This window comes from Salinisphaera orenii subsp. halophila YIM 95161 (genome assembly GCF_003732545.1).
Classification (GTDB): domain Bacteria; phylum Pseudomonadota; class Gammaproteobacteria; order Nevskiales; family Salinisphaeraceae; genus Salinisphaera; species Salinisphaera orenii_A.
In genome coordinates, this window is the sequence record NZ_AYKF01000002.1 from 32,299 (window position 1) to 51,938 (window position 19,640).

Below are 19,640 nucleotides of genomic sequence, written 5' to 3' on the forward strand. Positions count from 1 at the left end.
CAGGCGCGTCCTCTTTTCTATCCACTTGAAAGAATTGACCTATGTGGCATTTTCGAGCGCCGCCAGCAGGCGCTCGCCGGCCGCGGAGTGGGCGCTGACACGCGCTCGCCGGCCAGGCTCGTGATACTGCAGTTCGATGGTGGCATCCATCGACGGCAGAAAGCCGGCGCCACGGTCGGCCCATTCCACGCAGAGCCAATCGCGCGCCGGATCGATCTCCCGAATACCGAGGAATTCCAGCTCCTCGGGATCGCCGAGCCGATAGAGATCCAGATGGTGAAACATGCGTCCCGCCACCGCATACGGCTCGACGAGCGTGTAGCTCGGCGAGGCCACGGCACCGGTGTGGCCCAGCGCCCGCAGCACCGCCCGCGCGAGTGCTGTCTTGCCCGCGCCCAGCTCGCCGGACAGCGCGATCGCCATGCCGCCCTCACTTCGCGCCAGGACAGCGCCGATGCGCGCGCCCAGCGTCGCCGTGGCGTCCGGGTCCGGCAGATCGATCACGTGCGTGCGGGGTTGACGTAGTGCCGCAGCCAGTCGAGCAGATCCATCGGCAGCAGACCGCGCTGACCGGCGGCATCGGCGGCGGCATCGCCCGCGCGGGCGTGGACATAGACGCCCATGCCGGCGGCGGTGCCGATGTCCAGCCCCTGCCCATGCAACGCCGCGATCACGCCGGTGAGCAGGTCGCCCATGCCGCCGACCGCCATGCCCGGATTGCCGTCCGTGCACAGCCAGAGCTCCTCCGGCGTGGCAATCAGGCTGCCGGCCCCCTTGAGCACGGTGACGGCGTCATAACGCCGGGCGATCGCCTGGGCCGTGCCCACGCGATCGTCCATGACCTCGGCGGTCGAACAGCCGAGCAGCCGCCCCGCCTCGCCCGGATGCGGCGTGAGAATCCAGCGGCCGCGGGCACGCGGCGCCTGCGCGAGCTGATTGAGCGCATCGGCGTCCACCACCAGCGGCTTGTCGCTGTCCATCGCCGCCTGCCAGAGCGCACGGCCCCAGTCGTCGGCGCCGAGCCCGGGGCCGATCGCGAGCACGTCCGCGGCCGCGATCAGCGCCTCGGGCCGCTCGTCCGGGGCGATGCCACGGCACATGAGCTCCGGCCGGGCCTGGCTCATGGCGCCGGCGTGATCCGGGTGGCAGGCCACGCTCACCAGCCCGGCGCCGCTGCGCAGTGCGGCCTCCGCGGTCATGCGGATGGCGCCACCGAAGCCACGATTGCCGCCGATGCACAGCACATGGCCGTTGTCGCCCTTGTGCACGTTGCGCGAACGCGGCACCAGCGCCCGCCGCAGCGCGCGATGGGTGAGCCGTCGTGCCACATAGGGCGCGTCTCGATAGAGGGCATCCGGTGCGTCGAGCGCCGAGAAGGCGAGTTCGCCGCAGTGCGCCGGGCCCTCGCCGGTCAGCATGCCGAGCTTGAGGCCGATGAAGGTCGTGGTGGCATCGGCACGCACCGCGTGGCGCCAGACATGCCCCGTGGTCGCATCGATGCCCGAAGGGATATCCACCGCGAACACCCCGGCGCCGCGATCGCCAGCGTCGTTGATGCGCTCGATGGCGCGGGCTATGTCGCCCTCGACGTCGCGGTTCACGCCGGTACCCAGCAGCGCGTCGACGACGACATCGGCCTCGATGGCCGTATCGGCAAACGGCGAGACCAAGCCGCCGGTTTCGCGGAAACGCTTGACCGCGCGGGCGGCGTCGCCGCCGATCTCGTCGGCATCGACCAGGCTCTCCAGCGTCACCGTCCAGCCCGCGGCCATCGCCAGGGACGCAACCAGGAAGCCGTCGCCGCCGTTGTTACCCGGCCCGCAGAGCACGGTCATACGTCCGGGCATCGCCCAGTAATGGGCCAGCTCGTCGAAGGCGGCGCGCGCGGCGCGCTGCATCAGTTCGTAACCGTCGACGCCGAAGTCGTCGATGAAGCGCGCATCAAGCGCGCTCACCTGCGACGCCTCGTAGACGACCTCCGGCAGATAATCGCTGGAATCTCTCATGACTGCATTCTAGAACCTGTTGCGGCCCGTGTGGCATCGGGCCGGCGGCGTTTCGACGCGGACAGCGCGCAGCCGGGCCGCGCCCCGCGCCGGACGGGGCGACACGGCAAGGTCTCCTGGCGGTGGCGGGCACCGGCGAGCGCGCGTCGCGGCCCGGGGTCGGCCGAGCAGGCGTGCACACACCCGTCTTAGTCCGGCATGCGGCATCGCGGCCCGGACCGCGACCAGCGCGTCGGGCGCGAGGCCGTATCCCTCAGCCGCCGGCGCGCCCCCAGGCGCGGCGCACTCGGGCCATCAGGGCGTCGGTGGAAGCGTCGTGATCGGCCGGTTCGCGGCTGCCCTCGAGCTCGCCCAGCAGCTGCCCGGCCATGGTCTTGCCGAGCTCGACGCCCCACTGGTCGAAGCTGTTGATGTTCCAGATCACGCCCTGAACGAAGACCTTGTGTTCGTAGGCGGCCACCAGTGCGCCTAGATGCCAGGCATCGAGGCGGTCCATCAGGATCATCGAGTTCGGGCGGTTGCCGTCGAACCGGCGTGCAGCCAGCCGCTGCTCCAGGGCCCAGCCGGACAGGCCCTCGCGGGTGAGTTCGTCGACCAGGGCGTCGGTGTCGCGCCCGCGCATGAGCGCCTCGGCCTGGGCGAGGCAGTTGGCCACGCGCTGGCGCTCGCGATCGTCGGCGGCGGCCTCGGCGTCCGACAGCGGCAGCACGAAATCCACATCGGCGGCGAGCACGCCCTGATGGAGCATCTGGAAGAAGGCGTGCTGGGCGTTGGTACCAACGCTGCCCCAGACCGTGGGCACGGTCTCCACCCGCACGGCCTCGCCGTCGCGGGTCACGGACTTGCCATTGGACTCCATTTCCAGCTGCTGCAGGAATGCCGGCATCGCGGCCAGGCGCTGCGCATAGGGCACCACGACATGGCTCGGCAGCCCGAGAAAGTTGTTGTTCCACACGCCGACGAGCGCCAGCGTCGCCGGCAGGTTGGTCTCCAGCGGCGCGGTCTCGAAATGGTTGTCCATGGCATGGGCGCCGGCCAGCAGCGCGTCGAACGTCTCCATGCCCAGGCCGAGGGCGATCGAAATGCCGACCGCCGACCATAGCGAGAAACGACCGCCCACCCAGTCCCAGAAGCCGAACATGCGCTCGATGCCGAACGCGCGCACGGCCTCTTCATTGGTGGACACGGCGACGAAATGGCGCGCGATATCGTCTTCCGACGCGCCGTTGTCGAGCAGCCACTGACGCGCGACCTGGGCATTGGCCAGCGTCTCGGCGGTGCCGAACGACTTGGAGGTGACGATGAACAGCGTGCGCTCGGGATCCATGCGGATCAGCGTGTCGTCGAGATCCGCAGGGTCCACGTTGGCCACGAAGTGACAGTGGATGCGCTGGCGCAGCTGGGCGAGCGCATCGCAGATCAGGCGCGGGCCGAGATCCGAGCCGCCGATGCCGATGTTGACGACGTCGCTGATCGGCGCGCCAGTGTAGCCGAGCCAGCGCCCGCGACGGACATCGTCGACGAACTCGGCCATCGCCGCGCGCACCGCGTGGACCTCGTCGTGCAGCGGCGCGTCGTCGGGCCGGCGCAGGGCCATGTGCCAGGCCGCCCGCCCCTCGCTGTTGTTGACCGGCGCGCCGGAGAACAGGGCCGTGCGCGCGGCGTGGAATCCCTGGGTCTCGGCCAGCCGGCCGAGTGCGCGCATCACCGCCTGGTCGACGCGTTGCTTGGAATAGTCGAGCGTGATGCCCGCCGCCGAGAGCGTGAAGCGCTCCGCGCGTGCCGGATCGTGCGCGAACATGGAATCCACGCGCGCCCGGCTCATCTGCGCCGCGAGCCGGCCCAGATCGCGCCAGGCCGGCTGCTGACGGATGTCGAGATCGGTCACGCGGCCTGTACGGGGATGGCGTTGCGGGTGTGCGTGACCTGGTTGGCCTCGTCGAGATAGATCAGCCGGGGCTTGTGCGCACTGGCTTCGCCCTCGGGCATGCGGCCGTACGCGCAGATGATCAGCCGATCGCCCACACCGGCCTTGTGCGCGGCCGCGCCGTTGACCGAAATGACCCGCGAGCCGGCCTCGGCGCTGATGGCGTAGGTCGAGAAACGCTCGCCGTTGGTCACGTTGTAGATCTCGATCTGCTCGTAGGGAAAGATGCCGGCGGCATCGAGCAGATCGGAATCGATCGCGCAGGAACCCTCGTAGTCGAGCTCCGCATGGGTCGTGCAGGCGCGGTGGAGTTTGGCTTTCAAAAGCGTGACTTGCATGGCGTGATTCCGTTGTTACCGAAACGGTGGTTCGGCGAAATCGTAACCAAAATCCGGCGATCGGACCAGCGGCGGCCATCCACCCGCGTCCAGTGAGCGGGAGGCCACGCGACCGATGCCCGCCGATGCATGGGTGTCGGCATGCGACGCGGACGCACGCCGGTCGGCCGGCTCGCCCGAGGAGCCCTCAACACGTCAAGCGGAAATCGCGTTGGAGGCCGCACGTCGTGGACTGCAAGACGCGAGCCGCCGTTCGTGGCGCGCCCCGATCAAGACGTGCCATGTCGTACGGCGTCCATGATGAATGGTTCATGGGTGGCCCGGGCCGATGGACCGGGCATCCATGATGGTCACGAGATACAGTAATCCAGCGTTGGCACACGCGGGCGCGGAGTGGCGGCGCGTCTTGCCGCAGAACAACGCCCGGCGCGGAATCGCATGGCGCGCTGACGGGCCCGGGTCGGGCCGAACCGGCGGCGCACCCATGCCGCCCTTCGCTCCGGGATACGCTCTCCCGCGGGCAAGTCAGCGCGGGGGCGCCGAAACCCCCATGTTGTCGATCAATCGGGCTCGGCCGAGGTGGCCGGCCGCGAGTACCCGGAAGACACGGGTGCCGGCATCCGGCGGGGTCAAAGCCGCGCTGCGGATCTCGAAATAGTCCGGATCGAAACCGGCCTCGGCCAGACGCGCCGTCCCCTGACGTTCGAGGGCGGCGAAATCGCGCTCGCCGGCCGCGAGCCGATCGACGCATTCGCGCAGCGCCGCGGCCAGCGCCGGCGCGCGCCGGCGTTCGGCCGCGCTCAGATAGCCGTTGCGCGAGGACAGCGCCAGCCCGTCGGCCTCGCGCTCGATGGGCACGCCGGCGATGTCGATGTTCATGCACAAGTCGGCGACCATCTGCCGGATCACGGCCAGCTGCTGGTAGTCCTTCTCACCGAAGAAGGCCGTGTCCGGGCGCACCAGATTGAACAGCTTGGCCACCACCGTGGCGACGCCGTCGAAGTGGCCGGGCCGACGCGCCCCGCAGAGAATGTCGGTGACACCGGCCACCTGCACCCGTGTCGCCGAGCGCCCGCCGTCCGGGTACATGGTCTCGACGCTGGGGGTGAACACCACATCCACGCCCGCGGTCTCGAGCGCGGCGAGATCGGCCGCCAGCGTGCGCGGATAGCTGTCCAGATCCTCGCCGGGACCGAACTGGAGCGGGTTGACGAAGATACTGGTCACCACCCGATCGCAGCGCGCGCGGGCCGCAGCCACGAGCGCCATGTGGCCGGCGTGCAGGTTGCCCATGGTCGGCACCAGCCCGATGCGGCCGCCGGCGTCGTCGCGCCAGGCCGCCAGCGCGTCCGCGGTGGTCAGTCGCTCCATGCGGCCGCTGTCAGGAGAAGGCGTGTTCGGGCGCCGGGTAGCGGCCGTCCTTGACCGCGGCGACGTAGTCGGCCGCAGCCGCGTCCAATGTGCCCGCATCATCCATGAAGTTCTTCACGAATCGCGGCTTGCGGCCGGGCGACAGGCCGAGAATGTCGTAGACCACCAGAATCTGGCCGTCGGTGTCCGGCCCGGCGCCGATGCCGATCACCGGCACGCCCGCGTTGGCGGTGATCTCGGCGCCCAGCGCGGCCGGCACGCACTCCAGCAGGATCATGTCCGCGCCGGCCTCCTCCAGGAGCTTGGCGTCGCGGATCATGGTCTCGGCGGCGTCGCCGCGGCCCTGAACCCGAAACCCGCCCAGCTTGTGCACGAGCTGCGGCTGCAGGCCGATGTGGGCACAGACCGGCACCCCGCGCATCGACAGATGCTCGACCGTGTCGGCCTGGATCTCGCCGCCCTCGAACTTGACCATCTGAGCCGCGCCCTCGCCCATCAGCCGGTGGGCCGTGGCCAGGGCATCGTGCTTGGTCGCGTAGGACAGGAAGGGCAGATCCGTCATCAGAAAGGCCCGGCCGAGGCCGGCCGCGGTGATACGGCTGTGATAGACCATGTCGTCGACCGTGACCGGCACCGTGCTCGAATGGCCCTGGACGACCATGCCGAGCGAGTCGCCGACCAGCACCACGTCCACGCCGGCACGATCCTCGAGCGCGGCGAAGCTGGCGTCGTAGGCGGTCAGGCAGGCGATCTTCTCGCCCTCGGACTTCATGCGCGCCAGGTCCGACAGGGTCACCGGACGGGCGTCGCGCTGCTGCAGATGCGGATAGGGGTCGGTGCTCATGGCGCGCGACTATAGCATCATAGTCGAGCCTGGCCAGTGCCGGCCTCCAGCCGCACCACGGGCGTTCGCGCGTGCACGGCCTCGAGCAGCGCGGCGTAGTCGTTGTCGCTCGCCACCAGATCCAGCGCGGCGGCATCCACGCGGATCAGGCGCGCGCCGGTGAAGGCGGCGAAGAAGTCGCGGTAGGCCGCGACCACCCGCTGCAGATAGTCGGCGGTCAGGCCGCGCTCTGCGGCCCGGGCGCGGTGGGCGATGCGTGCCATGAGCACGTCCACCGGGGCGTGCAGATAGATCACGCAGTCGGGCACCGGCGCCTGCCACGCCAGGCGGGCGTAGATGTCCTCGTAGAGTGCGAGCTCGGCGCCGTCGAGCGTCAGCCGCGCGAACAGCGGATCCTTGTCGAACATGAAATCGGCCACGCAGCCGCGCCCGAACAGGTCGGTCTGGCGCAGGTCGTCGATCTGGCGTGCGCGCTGCAGCAGAAAGAACAGCTGGGCCGATAGCGCGTGCCCGCGCGGGTTGTCGTAGAAATCGCCGAGAAACGGGTTCTCCTCCGGCGCCTCGGGCAGCAGACGGGCGTCGAGATCCGTGGCCAGACGCGCGGCGAGCGTGCTCTTGCCAACGCCGATCGGCCCCTCGACGGCGATATAGCCGCCGGGTTTCACGCCGCGCCCCAGGGCCGCACGTCGGCGGTGTCGAGCCCGGCCAGCAGGTCGACCACACGGCCGGCCGAACCCAGCGTCAACGTCGGCGCGATGTCGGCCAGCGGCACCAGCACGAAGGCGCGCTCGCGGGCGCGCGGATGGGGCAGCTCGAGACGCGGGCCGGCGCGGCGGCGATCGTCGAAGGCCAGCATGTCGAGATCCAGCGTGCGCGGGCCCCAGCGCACATCGCGTACGCGGCCGTGGTCGGCTTCGATCGCCTGCAGGGCATCGAGCAGCGACAGCGGCGTCCGCGTGGTGGCGACTGCCGCGCAGGCGTTGCAGAAATCCGGCTGCCCGGGAGGCCCGCCGACCGGCGCGGTGCGATAGCGCCGCGACACCGCCAGCAGACGCACCGCGGGGATCGCGGCGATCGCCTCGACGGCGCCACGCACCTGGCGTTCGGGCCGTTCGAGATTGCTGCCCAGGCCGATCCACGCAACCCGGGGCTGGACGGCGGCCGGGTCGTGCACCCGCGCCACCCGCCTAGGCGGTTTCGCTGCTGCGCCGCCGCCGGCGGCCGCCACGCTTGCTGCGCGCCTTTCGCGGCCCCGCCGATGCCGGCGCCGGCGTGGACGGATCGTCCTGGATCGCGGTCCACCACTCGGCGAGTTCGTCGTCGACCTCACCGACCTCGGCCCGCAACAGGAGGAAGTCGTAGGCGGCGCGAAAGCGCGGATGCGTGAGCAGCCGGTTGGGCTGCTTGCCGCGCCGTTTGTGAAAGCGCGGCTGCAGCTGCCAGATCTCGCGCATCGGCACGCCGAAGCGCTTCGGGATCGCGACCCGCTGGACCTGGTGGGAAACCACCTGGGCCTGGGCACTGGCCAGCGCCGGCATCGGCGGCATGCCCTCGCCCTCCAGCACCGCAGCGCGCTCGCGCACCGCCGGCCAGAGCAGCGCGGCGAAGATGAAGGCGGGCGTGACCGGCTTGCCGGCATCGATGCGCGCCGCGGTGTTGGCGATCGCCTTGCCGATCAGGGCCTCGCTGGCCGCCCCGGCCGGCGAATCCAGCACGGCGGCGGTCTGGTCGAACAGCGGATCGAGCAGCCCGTAGTCGCGCAGTGCCGCGTAGACCTTGGGCGCCGCCGAGGTCATGAGCAGCTTGAGCACCTCCTCGAACATGCGCGCCGCCGGCACGTCGGCCAGCAGCGGCACCAGCGCGGCCGGCGGCCGCGCCGCCGGATCGATGGTCAGATCCAGCTTGGCGGCGATGCGCACGGCGCGAAGCATGCGCACCGGGTCCTCTCGGTAGCGCACCTGCGGGTCGCCGATCAGCCGCAGGCGGCGCGCGTCGACGTCCGCCATGCCGCCGACGTAGTCGTAGACGCAGTCGTCGGCGCCGTCGTAATAGAGCCCGTTGATGGCGAAATCGCGCCGGCGCGCATCCTCGGCGATGGAGCCGAACACGTTGTCGCGCAGCACCCGGCCGGAATCGTCGAGTTCGCGCGTATCGGCGCTGTCGCTGTCCTCGCCCGGGTCCGCGCGGAAGGTCGAGACCTCGATGATCTCGCGGCCGAAGCGCACGTGGGCGATACGGAAACGGCGCCCGATCAGCCGCGCCTTGCGCCCGAACACGTCGACCACGTCCTCGGGCTCGGCGTCGGTGGCGACGTCGAAATCCTTGGGATCGACGCCGAGCAGCAGGTCGCGCACGGCGCCACCCACGACGCAGGCCCGGAAACCTTCCGCCTGCAGTCCCTCCAGCACCTGGCGGGCGGCGTCGCTGATCCGGTTCGGGGCGATACCGTGCTCGCCCGGCTCGATGACACGTAACTCGTTGATGATGACGTACCGATTGCACTGAAAGCCTGTATGAGCGCGCTAGTTTACAACGTAAGGCCGTCGCGGCGCGTGCACCGGCCCCGTGCAGCCTCTAGACTCGGGATTTTTGGGCAACCGGTCCCGGCATGAAGCACGCTGAATACGCCGCCCGCGACGCGCTCGGTCTCGCCGGGCTGATCGCCGCCGGCGAGATCACCGCGGCCGAGGCCCTGGCCGCCGCCCGCGCCCGCTGCGATGCGGTCAACGGCCGGCTCGGCGCCGTCATCCACCGCATGGACGCGATCGCCGAGGCCCGCGCGGGCGACGACGTGACCGGCCCGTTCGCCGGCGTGCCTTTCCTGCTCAAGGATCTGTTCCAGGACTACGCCGGTGTGCCCGGCGCCAGCGGCAACCGCGCTCTGCGCGATGCCGGCTGGGCGCCGTCGGCGCACGCCGAGATCACCCGGCGTTTTCTCGCCAGCGGCGTCAACGTCTTCGGCAAGACCAACACGCCCGAGTTCGGCGCCAAGGGCGTGACCGAACCCGCGGCCTTCGGCCCCACCCGCAATCCGTGGCACCACGAACATACGCCGGGCGGTTCCTCGGGCGGCTCGGCCGCGGCGGTGGCGGCCGGCGTCGTGCCCATGGCCGGGGCCAACGACGGCGGCGGCTCGATCCGCATCCCGGCGGCCTGTTGCGGCCTGTTCGGCCTAAAGCCCGGCCGCGCCCGCGTGCCCGGCGGCCCGGAACGCAGCGACACGATGCACGGCGCCAACGCCGATCACGTGCTGACCCGATCGGTGCGCGACAGCGCGGCCATGCTCGATGCGACCGCCGGGTACGAGCCCGGCGCGCTCGCGCGGATCGAAGCACCCACCCACAGCTATCTCGACGCCCTCTCGCGGCCGCCCGCGGGGCTGCGCATCGGCATGCTGGACGAATCGCCCCTCGGCCTGCCGCTGCACGCCGAGGCCGAGGCCGCGCTTGCGACGACCGGCACGCTGCTGGAATCGCTCGGCCATCACGTCGAACGCGCCGCGCCCGCCATCGACGGGCTTCAGCTGGGCCAGGACTTCCTGACGATGTGGTTCACGCAGATGGCGGTGGCCGTGGACGACGTCCGTCGTCGCACCGGCGCCGGCGTCGAGGCCTTCGAACTCGACACCCGGGCGATGGCGCACGTCGGCCGCGCGCTCGCGGCCAGCGAATACGTGACCGCCTACAACCGCTGGCAGGGCTATCGGCACGCGCTGGCCGACTTCCATACCGACTACGATCTGCTGCTCACGCCCACCCTGGCCGGGCCGCCGCCGCGGATCGGCGCCCTCGCGACGCCGCGCTGGCAGCAGCTCGCCCTGCGACCGCTGCTGCGCCTGCCCAGCGCACGGGCACTCATCCGCTCGGGCATCGTCGAGCAGATGGCGCGCGACAATCTCCGCCACGTGCCCTTCACCCAGCTGGCCAATCTCACCGGCACGCCGGCCATGTCGGTGCCGTTGCACACCACGGCCGCGGGCCTGCCGCTCGGCAGCCAGTTCGTGGCCCCGCCCGGCGGCGAGACGCTGCTGCTGCGGCTGGCGGCCCAGCTGGAGGCGGCCGCGCCCTGGTTCGAGGCCCCGCCGACCGACGATATCGAACGCCCATGAGTCTTTCGCCCTACCCCGCCGGCCTGCTTCGTCGCCTGGCCGCCGCGGTCTACGACCTGTTTCTGCTGGTCGCCCTCTGGCTGATCGCGGGGCTGGCCCTGCTGCCCTTTCACGGCGGTGAGGCGGTCGACGGCCACAATCCGCTGGTGCGGCTGTATTTCCTGTTCGTGCCGTATCTGTTCTTCTCGTGGTTCTGGACACGCGGCGGGCAGACGCTCGGCATGCGGGCCTGGCGCATGCAGGTGCGGGCGGCCGACGGCGGGCCGGTCGAATGGCATCACGCCGTACGCCGCTACGCCGGCGCCTGGGTCTCGTGGCTGTCGATCGTGGGCATGCTGTGGTGTCTGGTCGACGCCCAGCGCCGCTGCCTGCAGGACATCGTCAGCGGCACCGAGGTCATCGTCTATCCGCGCGAGGACTGAACCGACTCAGTCAAGACGTCGCAGCCACACGAGGGTCGCGAACGCCAGCAGCGCGGTCGGCAGGCTCGCCGCCAGCCAGGGCGCCAGGCCATAGACCGGCGCCGTCGAGGCCACGATCTCGTTGACCAGAAAGAAGACCAGTCCCAGCAGTCCGCCCATGAACAGGCGCTGCCCCGCACCCGCGCTGCGCAGCGCGCCGAAGGCGAACGGCAGCGCGAAGACCACCAGCACCCACACCGTGATCGGGCCGACGATGTTGCGCCACAGCGCCAGCCGGTAGTCGTCGGCGTTGATGTCGTTGCGCTGCAGATAGTCAATGTAGCGCCAGAGACCCGGTGTGGAGAGTTCGTCGGGCTGGGTGACGGCGAGCGCCAGCACATCGGGCTCGATCTCGATGTCCAGCGTCAGCGACGCCGGCGCCTGCGTCTCGGTGCGATCCTCGAGGATCCGGGTCAGCCGCGGCTGCTCCGCGACCAGCCGCCCCTCCTCGAGGCGGGCGTAGTCGGCGTGCAGCGCGCGCGAGAGCCGGCCGCCGTCAGTCAGCTCGTAGACGGTCAGATCGGCGATGCGCCCGTCCGGCAGCGTGCCGTCGATGCGCACGAGCGTATCGCCCTGGCGCAGCCACAGACCGTCGTCGATGGACTCAACCGACTCGCCGTGGCGCGCGGTGTCACGCAGGGCATCGCCGCTGCGCGTGCCGGCGGGGCCCAGATACTCGTTCATGGCCACGGAAAGCAGCGCCAGCACGACCCCGGCCACGCTGACCGAGAGCGCCAGGCGCTTCATCGACACGCCGGCAGCGCGGATCACCACCAGTTCGCTGCCGGCCGCCAGTGCGCCGAGCGCGAGCAGCGCGCCGAGCAGTGCGACCACGGGCATCACCAGATTCAGATGGCCCGGCAGCCGCAGCGCCATGTAGGCCAGCACCTGGGCCAGGCCGTAGCCGCCGTCGCCGATGTTGTCGGCTTCGCCGATGAACGTCGAGAGCATGACCAGCGCGGCCACCACCAGGGCCACGGTGGCGGTCGCGACCAGGATCGAGCGCCCGATGTAGCGGTCGATGATGTTCATGCCCGCGCCCTCCGGTGCCGCCGCGCGAAGACACCCTGCTCGCGCATCACCAGCGCCACGGCCACCGCGAACACGGCGGCGTGCACCCACCACACGCCGAGCAGCGCCGGCAGCCGCCCCTCCCCGACGCTGACCGCTACCAGATGGACCGCGTTGACGTAGATGACATAGAACAGGATGCCGGCGATCACCCGCGCATAGCGCCCAGCGCGCGGCGGCACGCGACCGATCGGCAGGGCCAGCAGCGCGAGGATCAGGATCGATATCGGCACCGAGACCCGGGTCTGCCATTCGGCCGCCGCCTCGGGGCCGTCCCGGGCGAGCAGCATGGGCACCGACATGGTCTCGACATCGCCCGAGACTTCCGGTGCCGGTGGCGCCACCTCGACCCCGTGCTCGGCGAACTGCACGGCACGATAGTCCGCGCGCCCCGGCCGGCCCTCGTAGCGCCAGCCGTCGTCCAGCACCAGCGTCACCCGCCGGGTGTCCTCGTCGCGCTGCTGGCGGGCGCGGTCGGCGGTGATGACGGTCTCGGTCGGCTCGCCGTCCTCGCCGTCGCGTTCCACGCGGATGAACACGTTGCGCAGGTTGCCTTCGTCGTCGCGGCGCTCGGCGTAGAACGCCGCGTCGCCGTCCAGAAAGGTGCGGAAACGCCCGGGCGACAGCGACTCGATCGCGCTGGTCGCGGTGGCCGCGCCCAGGGTCTCCATCGCCCGTTCGGCCCGGGGCGCGGCGAACAGCGAGAGCGCGCCCGCGATCAGGGCGACGATCAGCGCCAGCGTCATGAACGGACGATAGACCGTCCCCAGGCCCGCACCGCCGGCGAACAGCGCGGACATCTCGTTATCGCGGCACAGGCGGCCAAGCGTCAGCAGCACGCCCAGCAACACCGAGACCGGGAGCACGATTTCCAAGTTTTCGACGGTGCTGAAGGCCGCCAGCGAGAGCACCGTGTCCACCGGCAGTTCGCCGGCCGCGGCATCGCCGATGAATCGCGACAGCCCCAGGCCAAGCGTCAGAAACAACAGCACGCCGGTGACCACGAGCCAGGTGCGCAGCGCCTCCGCGAACAGATATCGGAATATGACCCTAGTCATCGGTTACCGGGACATCTGTAACAGGCGAATAGTTCATTTATGATGCGCCGAGGAAGACCGGGGATGATTTTTCTGCAATTTTCGGTAAACTGCCGCGTCCCCGAGCGGTCTATTGAACAATCGATCACGGCGTGACGGCTCGCGGCGGTTCGCCCCGCATCGCGAGACGAGCGCCACAACACGTATTGCAGGAGCAGTTCATGGAATATCTCGTCAAGAGCGGCAGTCCGGAGAAGCAGCGGGTGGGCTGCGTGGTGGTCGGTATCTTCGATCGCCGCAAGCCCTCGACGCAAGCCGAGGCCCTGGACACCGCCAGCGGCGGCCTGATCGCCTCGGTCATGCGGCGCGGTGACATGGACGGCAAGCTCGGACAGACCACCGTACTGCACGGGCTCGATAATCTGTTCTGCGATCGCATCCTGCTCGTCGGCTGCGGCAAGGAGCGGGATTTCAACCAGCGCGCCTATCAGCGCGCCTGCCGGGCCGCGGCCGCCGAGCTCGACGGCATGGGCGGCGTCGACGCCGCGTTCTATCTCACCGAGCTCAACGTCAAGGGCCGGGACGATTTCCGCTGGTCGGTCAAGCAGGCGCTGATGACGGTCGAGGAGACCTTCTATCGCTTCGAGGCCTGCCGCGGCGTGGGCTACGAGAAGCACAGCCGCAAGCTCGCCCGCCTGGTTTTCCAGGTGCCGCGCCGCTCCGACCTGCCGGCCGCCGAAAAAGGCGTCTCCGAAGGCGTGGCGACCGCCAACGGCGTCAAGCTGGCCAAGGATCTCGGCAACATGCCGGGCAACATCTGCACGCCGACCTACCTCGCCGAGCAGGCGGGCGCGCTGGCCGAGCGCCAGGCCAAGGTCAAGACGAACGTGCTCGAGGAGGCCGACATGGAGGCCCTCGGCATGGGCGCCCTGCTGGCGGTCTCCCGGGGCTCGCGGCAGCCGGCCAAGCTGATCGTCATGGAATACATGAACGGCCCGAAGAACGCCAAGCCGACGGTCCTGGTCGGCAAGGGCGTGACCTTCGACTCGGGCGGCATCAGCATCAAGCCGGGCGCGGCCATGGACGAGATGAAATACGACATGGGCGGTGCCGCCAGCGTGTTCGGTGCGGTGCAGGCCGCCGCCGAGCTGGAACTGCCGATCAACGTCGTCGGCGTGGTGGCCGCGACCGAGAACCTGCCCGACGGCGATGCCTACAAGCCCGGCGATATCCTGACCAGCATGTCCGGCCAGACGATCGAGATCCTGAACACCGACGCCGAGGGCCGCCTGGCCCTGGCCGACGCGCTGACCTACGTCGAGCGGAACTACGACAGCGACGCTGTCGTCGACATGGCCACGCTCACCGGTGCGGCCGTGATCGCGCTCGGCGCTCACGCGGCGGGGCTTTACGCCAACAACAGCCCGCTGCGGCGCTCCCTGCGCGACGCGGGCGAATACGTCGGCGACCGCGCCTGGCCGATGCCGCTGTGGGAGGAATACCAGTCCCAGCTGGACTCCAACTTCGCGGACATGGCCAACGTGGGCGGCAAGGCCGCCGGCTCGGTGACCGCAGCGAGCTTCCTGCACCGCTTCGCGCGCAAGCTGCGCTGGGCGCATCTGGACATCGCCGGCGTGGCCTGGAAGACCGGCAAGGACAAGGGTGCGACCGGCCGTCCGGTGGGCCTGCTCGTGCAGTATCTGATCGAGCGCGCGCAGCAGGCCTGACGCCCGGCCGATGACCGAGGTCTTCTTCTACATACTGGCGGACGAAGCCGCGGATGCGAGCGCCCGTTTCGCCTGCCGCCTGACCGAGAAGGCGCATGCAGCGGGCCATCGTGTCTATCTGCACGTGGCCGACGCGCGTCAGGCCGAGGACCTCGACGATCTGCTCTGGCAGTTCCGTCAGGGCAGCTTCGTGCCGCACGCAACGTTGGCGGCGCTGGAGGCCGACGACGATCTCACCCCGGTCGTGATCGGCACCGGCGAGCCGCCGGCCGGCTTCGACGATGTGCTGGTCAATCTGGGCGGCGACGTGGGGACGTTCTTCTCGCGCTTCGCGCGTCACAACGAGATCGTCGCGCCGGCCGATGTCGCGGCGGCGCGTTCGCTGTATCGTTTCTACAAGGATCGCGGCTACGCGCTGACCACGCACCGGATCGCGGCGCGCTAGCGCCTCGCCCCCTTCAACCAATCGCGGGCCCGTTCGGCGGGCCGTAAAAGGCTTTTTTCGATGGCGGAAATGGACAAGACCTTCGACCCCCATACCATCGAGGCGCGCTGGTATCCCGTCTGGGAGGAGCGCGGCTGCTTCAAACCCGATTTCGATGCCCCGGGGGGGCCCTACTGCATCATGCTGCCGCCGCCCAACGTCACCGGCAGCCTGCATATGGGCCACGCGTTCCAGCACACGCTCATGGATGCGCTGACCCGCTATCACCGCATGCGCGGCGACCCGACGCTCTGGCAGCCGGGCACCGATCACGCCGGCATCGCCACCCAGATGCTGGTCGAGCGCAAGATCGAGGCCGAAGGCGAGTCCCGCGCCGCGCTGGGCCGCGAGACCTTCGTCGATCGCGTCTGGGACTGGAAGGCCGAATCCGGCGGCCACATCACCCGCCAGATGCGCCGGCTCGGCACATCCGTGGACTGGTCGCGCGAACGCTTCACCATGGACGACGGCCTGTCCGAGGCCGTGCGCGACACCTTCATCGCCCTCTATGACAAGGGCCTGATCTACCGCGGCCAGCGGCTGGTCAACTGGGACCCGGTGCTCGACACCGCGATCTCCGATCTCGAAGTCGAGAATCTCGAGGTCGCCGGCCACATGTGGCACTTCAAGTACCCGCTGGAAAACGGGGCGACCTACGAGTACATCGAGACCGACGACGACGGCAACGAAACCTTCCGCGAGACCCGCGACTACATCTCCATCGCCACCACGCGGCCCGAAACCATGCTCGGCGACGGCGCCATCGCCGTGCACCCGGACGACGCCCGCTACGCCCCGATCGTCGGCCTGAAATGCGAGATCCCGGTCGGGCCGAAGGCCCAGCGCCGGCTGATCCCGATCATCACCGACGATTATCCGGACCCGGATTTCGGCTCCGGCGCGGTCAAGATCACCGGCGCGCACGACTTCAACGACTACGCGGTCGCCGAGCGCAACGACATCCCCATGTACCGGCTGATGGATTCGCGCGCGAATCTGCGCGACGACGGCGCCCCCTACGCGGAGGCCGCCGCCGAGGCGGCGCGGATTGTGGCCGCCGGCGAGACGCCGGCGGCGATGACGGTCGACGCCATCAACCTGGTGCCCGACGCCTACCGCGGCCTGGACCGCTTCGAGGCGCGCCGGCGCATCGTGGAGGCCATCGACGCCGAAGGGCTGATGATCACGGTCGAGGACAAGACCCTCATGCAGCCCTACGGCGATCGCTCCGGCGACGTCATCGAACCGATGCTGACCAACCAGTGGTTCGTCGACGCCAGGACGCTCGCCCGGCCCGCCATCGAGGCGGTCGAATCCGGCCGCATCCGCTTCGTGCCCGGCAACTGGGACAAGACCTACTACGAATGGATGCGCAACATCCAGGACTGGTGCATCTCGCGCCAGCTCTGGTGGGGCCATCGCATCCCCGCCTGGTACGACGAGGCCGGCCGCATCTATGTGGGCAAGAACGAGGCCGACGCGCGCGCGCGCAACGGCCTGGCCGACGATGTGCCGCTGACCCAGGACGCCGACGTGCTCGACACCTGGTACTCCTCCGGGCTGTGGCCGTTCTCCACCCTCGGCTGGCCGGAGAAGACCCGGGCGCTGGAGACCTTCTACCCCACGTCCGTGCTGGTCACCGGCTTCGACATCATCTTCTTCTGGGTCGCCCGGATGATCATGATGGGCCTGGAGTTCATGGACGACGTGCCGTTTCGCGAGGTCTACGTGCACGGGCTCGTGCGCGATTCCGACGGCGCCAAGATGTCCAAGTCCAAGGGCAACGTGCTCGATCCGATCGACCTGATCGACGGCATCGACCTGGAATCGCTGGTCGCCAAGCGCACCGCGAACATGATGCAGCCCCAGAAGGCCAAGGCGATCGAGAAGGTCACGCGCGCGGCCTTCCCCGAGGGCATCGCCGCTTACGGCGCCGACGCCCTGCGCTTCACCTTCGCCGCCCTCGCCTCGCCGGGGCGCGACATCCGCTTCGATCTCGGCCGCGTCGAGGGCTATCGCAACTTCTGCAACAAGCTGTGGAACGCGGCGCGCTTCGCGCTCATGCAGGTCGACGACGACTTCGTGCCGGCCGCCGACGATGCCGTGGAGCTGTCCATGGCCGACCGCTGGATCGTCTCGCGGCTGCAGGCCACCGAGGCGGAGGTCACGGCCCAGTTCGACCAGTACCGCTTCGACCTGGCCAGCAAGGCGATACACGACTTCGTCTGGCACGGCTTCTGCGACTGGTATCTCGAACTGGTCAAGCCGGTGCTCGCCGGCGACGCGAGCGCCGCGGCCAAGGCCGGCACCCGGCGCACGCTGGTGCGCGTGCTGGAGGCCACGCTGCGGCTGCTCCACCCGCTGATGCCCTTCATCACCGAAGAGATCTGGCAGCGGGTCGCCCCGCTGGCCCGCGGCGCCGCGCTGGACCCCGCCGGCGAGAGCATCTCGACGCAACCCTTCCCGCAGGCCGACCCGAACCGCATGGACGCCGATGCCGAAGCCGAGATCCAGTGGCTGCAGAGCGCCATCAGCGGTCTGCGCCAGATTCGCGGCGAAATGGACATCGCGCCCAAGCAGACCATCCCTGTGATGGCGGTGGGCGCCTCGGAGACCGACCGGGCGCGCCTCGCCCGCCATCGCGCGGCGATCGACTTTCTCGCCGGGGTGGCCTCGATCGAGGAGATCGCAGCCGCGGACACGCCGGAGTCCGCGACCGCGCTGGTCGGCGACATGCAGCTGCGGGTGCCGCTGGCCGGCCTGATCGACCAGGCCGCGGAGCTGGCACGGCTGGACAAGCGCATCGCCAAGCTGGAGAAGGACCTGGCCGGCATCCGCGGCCGGCTGGCCAGCGAATCGTTCGTGGCCAAGGCGCCGGCCGACGTCGTCGCCAAGGCGCGGGATCAGCAGGCCACCGCCGAGCGCGAGGCCGCCGAACTGGCGGAACAACGCCGGCGCATCGCGGCCCTATAGACAGACACCGACACCACGAGGCCCCGCCATGGCGGTCAAACTACTCATTCTGTTCATCGCCCTGCCGATTCTGGAGCTGTGGCTGCTCATCAAGATCGGCGGCGCGATCGGCGTGCTGCCCACGATCGCGCTGGTCGTGCTGACCGCGCTCGTCGGCAGCCAGCTCGTACGCCGTCAGGGCCTGGCCGCGCTCGAACGCGTGCGTGCGAGCCAGGCGCGCGGCGAAGCACCGGCCCTGCCGCTGCTGGAGGGCGCGGCCCTGCTGCTCGCGGGCTTCATGCTGCTCACGCCGGGGTTCGTGTCCGACATCTTCGGTTTTCTGCTGCTCGTGCCGGGCCTGCGCGAGCGCATCGCGCGGCGGCTGCTGGCGCGGGTCGTGATCGTCCAGCCCGGCGCCGGCACCGCAACCAACGAACGCTACGCCGGCCACGGCGAGGCCCGGCGCGATCGACCGTCGGTGCTCGAGGGCGATTACCGGCGCGGCGGCGACGACACCGCATCCGGCGACGGATCCGGCCCGCGCGACCGCGACGACTGAGCCGCTCGCGCCCTGCACGGCGACCGGAGACGCCATATGCCGTGCTTCCCGTGAGCGCGTACGACGCCACGCGCTGCGCGACCGGCACGCCGGCCGGCAATACCCATCGCAGCGGACAGGCGCGGCCCGGCCGCCACCGCGGGCGACCGCCCACCGCGCTAGCGTGGCGACGCCCGGATTCGTCCACGATGCGATCTTCGCTGCGGCCGCTGCCGCCGAACCGTGCCCTGCGCCCGATATCGCAGCTGCCGGCTCGCCGGCAGCTATTCGCGCCCGGCGTCGCGAGGCCTGTCCGAGCCCGATGCCGGAACGCTCACACCGGCGGCCTCAAGCCGGACGGCCCCGGCTCGCTCCCGAAGCTGGCATAACGATGAACGAGGCCGCCTCCCGAGACACCCCAAGCCTTTCGCTCGAGCGCGCCCGCGCACCGTCCTGAGCGCGCGCCGGGCGTCCGGACCGCGTTTACCGGACGGTACGCCAATAATCGACAACGGCCCAGCCGCCGGGTAACGACGACCAGCGCCGATTGAAACGCCGCGCCGCTCGTGCAGAAAACCCCGAACACGCTCCAGCGCTCGCGAGCCCGTGTGTCGGAGTGCTCGCCACGACGCGGCACGTCATCGCCAACGCCAACGCCAATGCCGGAGTGGGCCGGGCCCACGACCTCGAGATCAGGATCGCCGGGTCACACGCCGCGCCCCGTCGATCGGTCTTGCACAGCATTCACATACCGGGCCGCCAGGTCGATCCCCGAG

At 70.2% G+C, this 19,640-nt stretch carries 17 protein-coding genes; 6 read left to right on the plus strand and 11 right to left on the minus strand.

Annotation, left to right across the window (positions count from 1 at the left end; genetic code table 11):
- Positions 1-39: 39 nt before the first annotated feature.
- The 9 genes from tsaE to pcnB form a co-directional block, all read right to left on the minus strand.
- On the minus strand, positions 40-504 hold the full coding sequence (tsaE, locus tag SAHL_RS01340) for a tRNA (adenosine(37)-N6)-threonylcarbamoyltransferase complex ATPase subunit type 1 TsaE (protein WP_123589627.1): 465 nt from the start codon (positions 502-504) through the stop codon (positions 40-42).
- The gene (locus tag SAHL_RS01345; protein ID WP_123589628.1) at positions 501-2,006 is read right to left on the minus strand and encodes an NAD(P)H-hydrate dehydratase; all 1,506 of its coding nucleotides are present in this window, start codon (positions 2,004-2,006) and stop codon (positions 501-503) included. The genes tsaE and SAHL_RS01345 overlap by 4 nt, the downstream gene beginning before the upstream one ends.
- Before the next feature lie 253 nt (positions 2,007-2,259).
- Positions 2,260-3,894, minus strand: a complete 1,635-nt coding sequence (gene pgi / locus SAHL_RS01350; protein ID WP_123589629.1) for a glucose-6-phosphate isomerase — start codon at positions 3,892-3,894, stop codon at positions 2,260-2,262.
- Positions 3,891-4,271 carry an aspartate 1-decarboxylase gene (gene panD, locus SAHL_RS01355; protein ID WP_123589630.1) on the minus strand — a complete coding sequence of 127 codons (381 nt, stop codon included), beginning with the start codon at positions 4,269-4,271 and terminating at the stop codon, positions 3,891-3,893. The genes pgi and panD overlap by 4 nt, the downstream gene beginning before the upstream one ends.
- Before the next feature lie 525 nt (positions 4,272-4,796).
- Positions 4,797-5,642 carry a pantoate--beta-alanine ligase gene (gene panC, locus SAHL_RS01360; protein ID WP_123589631.1) on the minus strand — a complete coding sequence of 282 codons (846 nt, stop codon included), beginning with the start codon at positions 5,640-5,642 and terminating at the stop codon, positions 4,797-4,799.
- 10 nt (positions 5,643-5,652) lie between these two features.
- Positions 5,653-6,486 (minus strand): 3-methyl-2-oxobutanoate hydroxymethyltransferase, encoded by an 834-nt coding sequence (panB, locus tag SAHL_RS01365; RefSeq protein ID WP_123589632.1) that lies wholly within the window; start codon positions 6,484-6,486, stop codon positions 5,653-5,655.
- A gap of 17 nt (positions 6,487-6,503) precedes the next feature.
- Positions 6,504-7,151 carry a deoxynucleoside kinase gene (locus SAHL_RS01370; RefSeq protein WP_123589633.1) on the minus strand — a complete coding sequence of 216 codons (648 nt, stop codon included), beginning with the start codon at positions 7,149-7,151 and terminating at the stop codon, positions 6,504-6,506.
- The gene (folK, locus tag SAHL_RS01375; RefSeq protein ID WP_123589680.1) at positions 7,148-7,660 is read right to left on the minus strand and encodes a 2-amino-4-hydroxy-6-hydroxymethyldihydropteridine diphosphokinase; all 513 of its coding nucleotides are present in this window, start codon (positions 7,658-7,660) and stop codon (positions 7,148-7,150) included. The genes SAHL_RS01370 and folK overlap by 4 nt, the downstream gene beginning before the upstream one ends.
- Before the next feature lie 13 nt (positions 7,661-7,673).
- A complete protein-coding gene (gene pcnB, locus SAHL_RS01380; RefSeq protein ID WP_342782223.1) occupies positions 7,674-8,972 on the minus strand; it encodes a polynucleotide adenylyltransferase PcnB in 1,299 nt (432 codons plus the stop codon).
- A 122-nt stretch (positions 8,973-9,094) separates the two neighbouring features.
- Here pcnB and SAHL_RS01385 point away from each other — a divergent pair, with 122 nt between their 5' ends.
- Positions 9,095-10,594 carry an amidase gene (locus tag SAHL_RS01385; protein ID WP_123589635.1) on the plus strand — a complete coding sequence of 500 codons (1,500 nt, stop codon included), beginning with the start codon at positions 9,095-9,097 and terminating at the stop codon, positions 10,592-10,594.
- Positions 10,591-11,016, plus strand: a complete 426-nt coding sequence (locus SAHL_RS01390) for an RDD family protein (RefSeq protein WP_123589636.1) — start codon at positions 10,591-10,593, stop codon at positions 11,014-11,016. Before SAHL_RS01385 ends, SAHL_RS01390 begins: the two co-directional genes overlap by 4 nt.
- Positions 11,017-11,022: 6 nt before the next feature.
- On the opposite strand, the gene lptG is transcribed toward SAHL_RS01390, so the two are convergent.
- Entirely contained in the window at positions 11,023-12,087 is a 1,065-nt protein-coding gene (gene lptG / locus SAHL_RS01395) for an LPS export ABC transporter permease LptG (RefSeq protein ID WP_123589637.1), read from the minus strand.
- Positions 12,084-13,184, minus strand: a complete 1,101-nt coding sequence (gene lptF, locus SAHL_RS01400; RefSeq protein ID WP_123589638.1) for an LPS export ABC transporter permease LptF — start codon at positions 13,182-13,184, stop codon at positions 12,084-12,086. Before lptF ends, lptG begins: the two co-directional genes overlap by 4 nt.
- Before the next feature lie 200 nt (positions 13,185-13,384).
- On the opposite strand from lptF, the gene SAHL_RS01405 reads away from it, so the two are divergent.
- The 4 genes from SAHL_RS01405 to SAHL_RS01420 all read left to right on the plus strand — a co-directional run bounded on the left by SAHL_RS01405 (position 13,385) and on the right by SAHL_RS01420 (position 18,885).
- Positions 13,385-14,890 (plus strand): leucyl aminopeptidase, encoded by a 1,506-nt coding sequence (locus SAHL_RS01405; RefSeq protein ID WP_123589681.1) that lies wholly within the window; start codon positions 13,385-13,387, stop codon positions 14,888-14,890.
- Positions 14,891-14,900: 10 nt separating this feature from the next.
- A complete protein-coding gene (locus SAHL_RS01410; RefSeq protein ID WP_123589639.1) occupies positions 14,901-15,335 on the plus strand; it encodes a DNA polymerase III subunit chi in 435 nt (144 codons plus the stop codon).
- A gap of 69 nt (positions 15,336-15,404) precedes the next feature.
- Complete coding sequence (locus SAHL_RS01415) at positions 15,405-18,347, plus strand: valine--tRNA ligase (protein ID WP_184947164.1); 2,943 nt, start codon at positions 15,405-15,407, stop codon at positions 18,345-18,347.
- Positions 18,348-18,375: 28 nt separating this feature from the next.
- Positions 18,376-18,885, plus strand: coding sequence for an FxsA family protein (locus SAHL_RS01420; RefSeq protein ID WP_123589641.1), 510 nt, complete (start codon positions 18,376-18,378; stop codon positions 18,883-18,885).
- Positions 18,886-19,640: the final 755 nt, after the last annotated feature.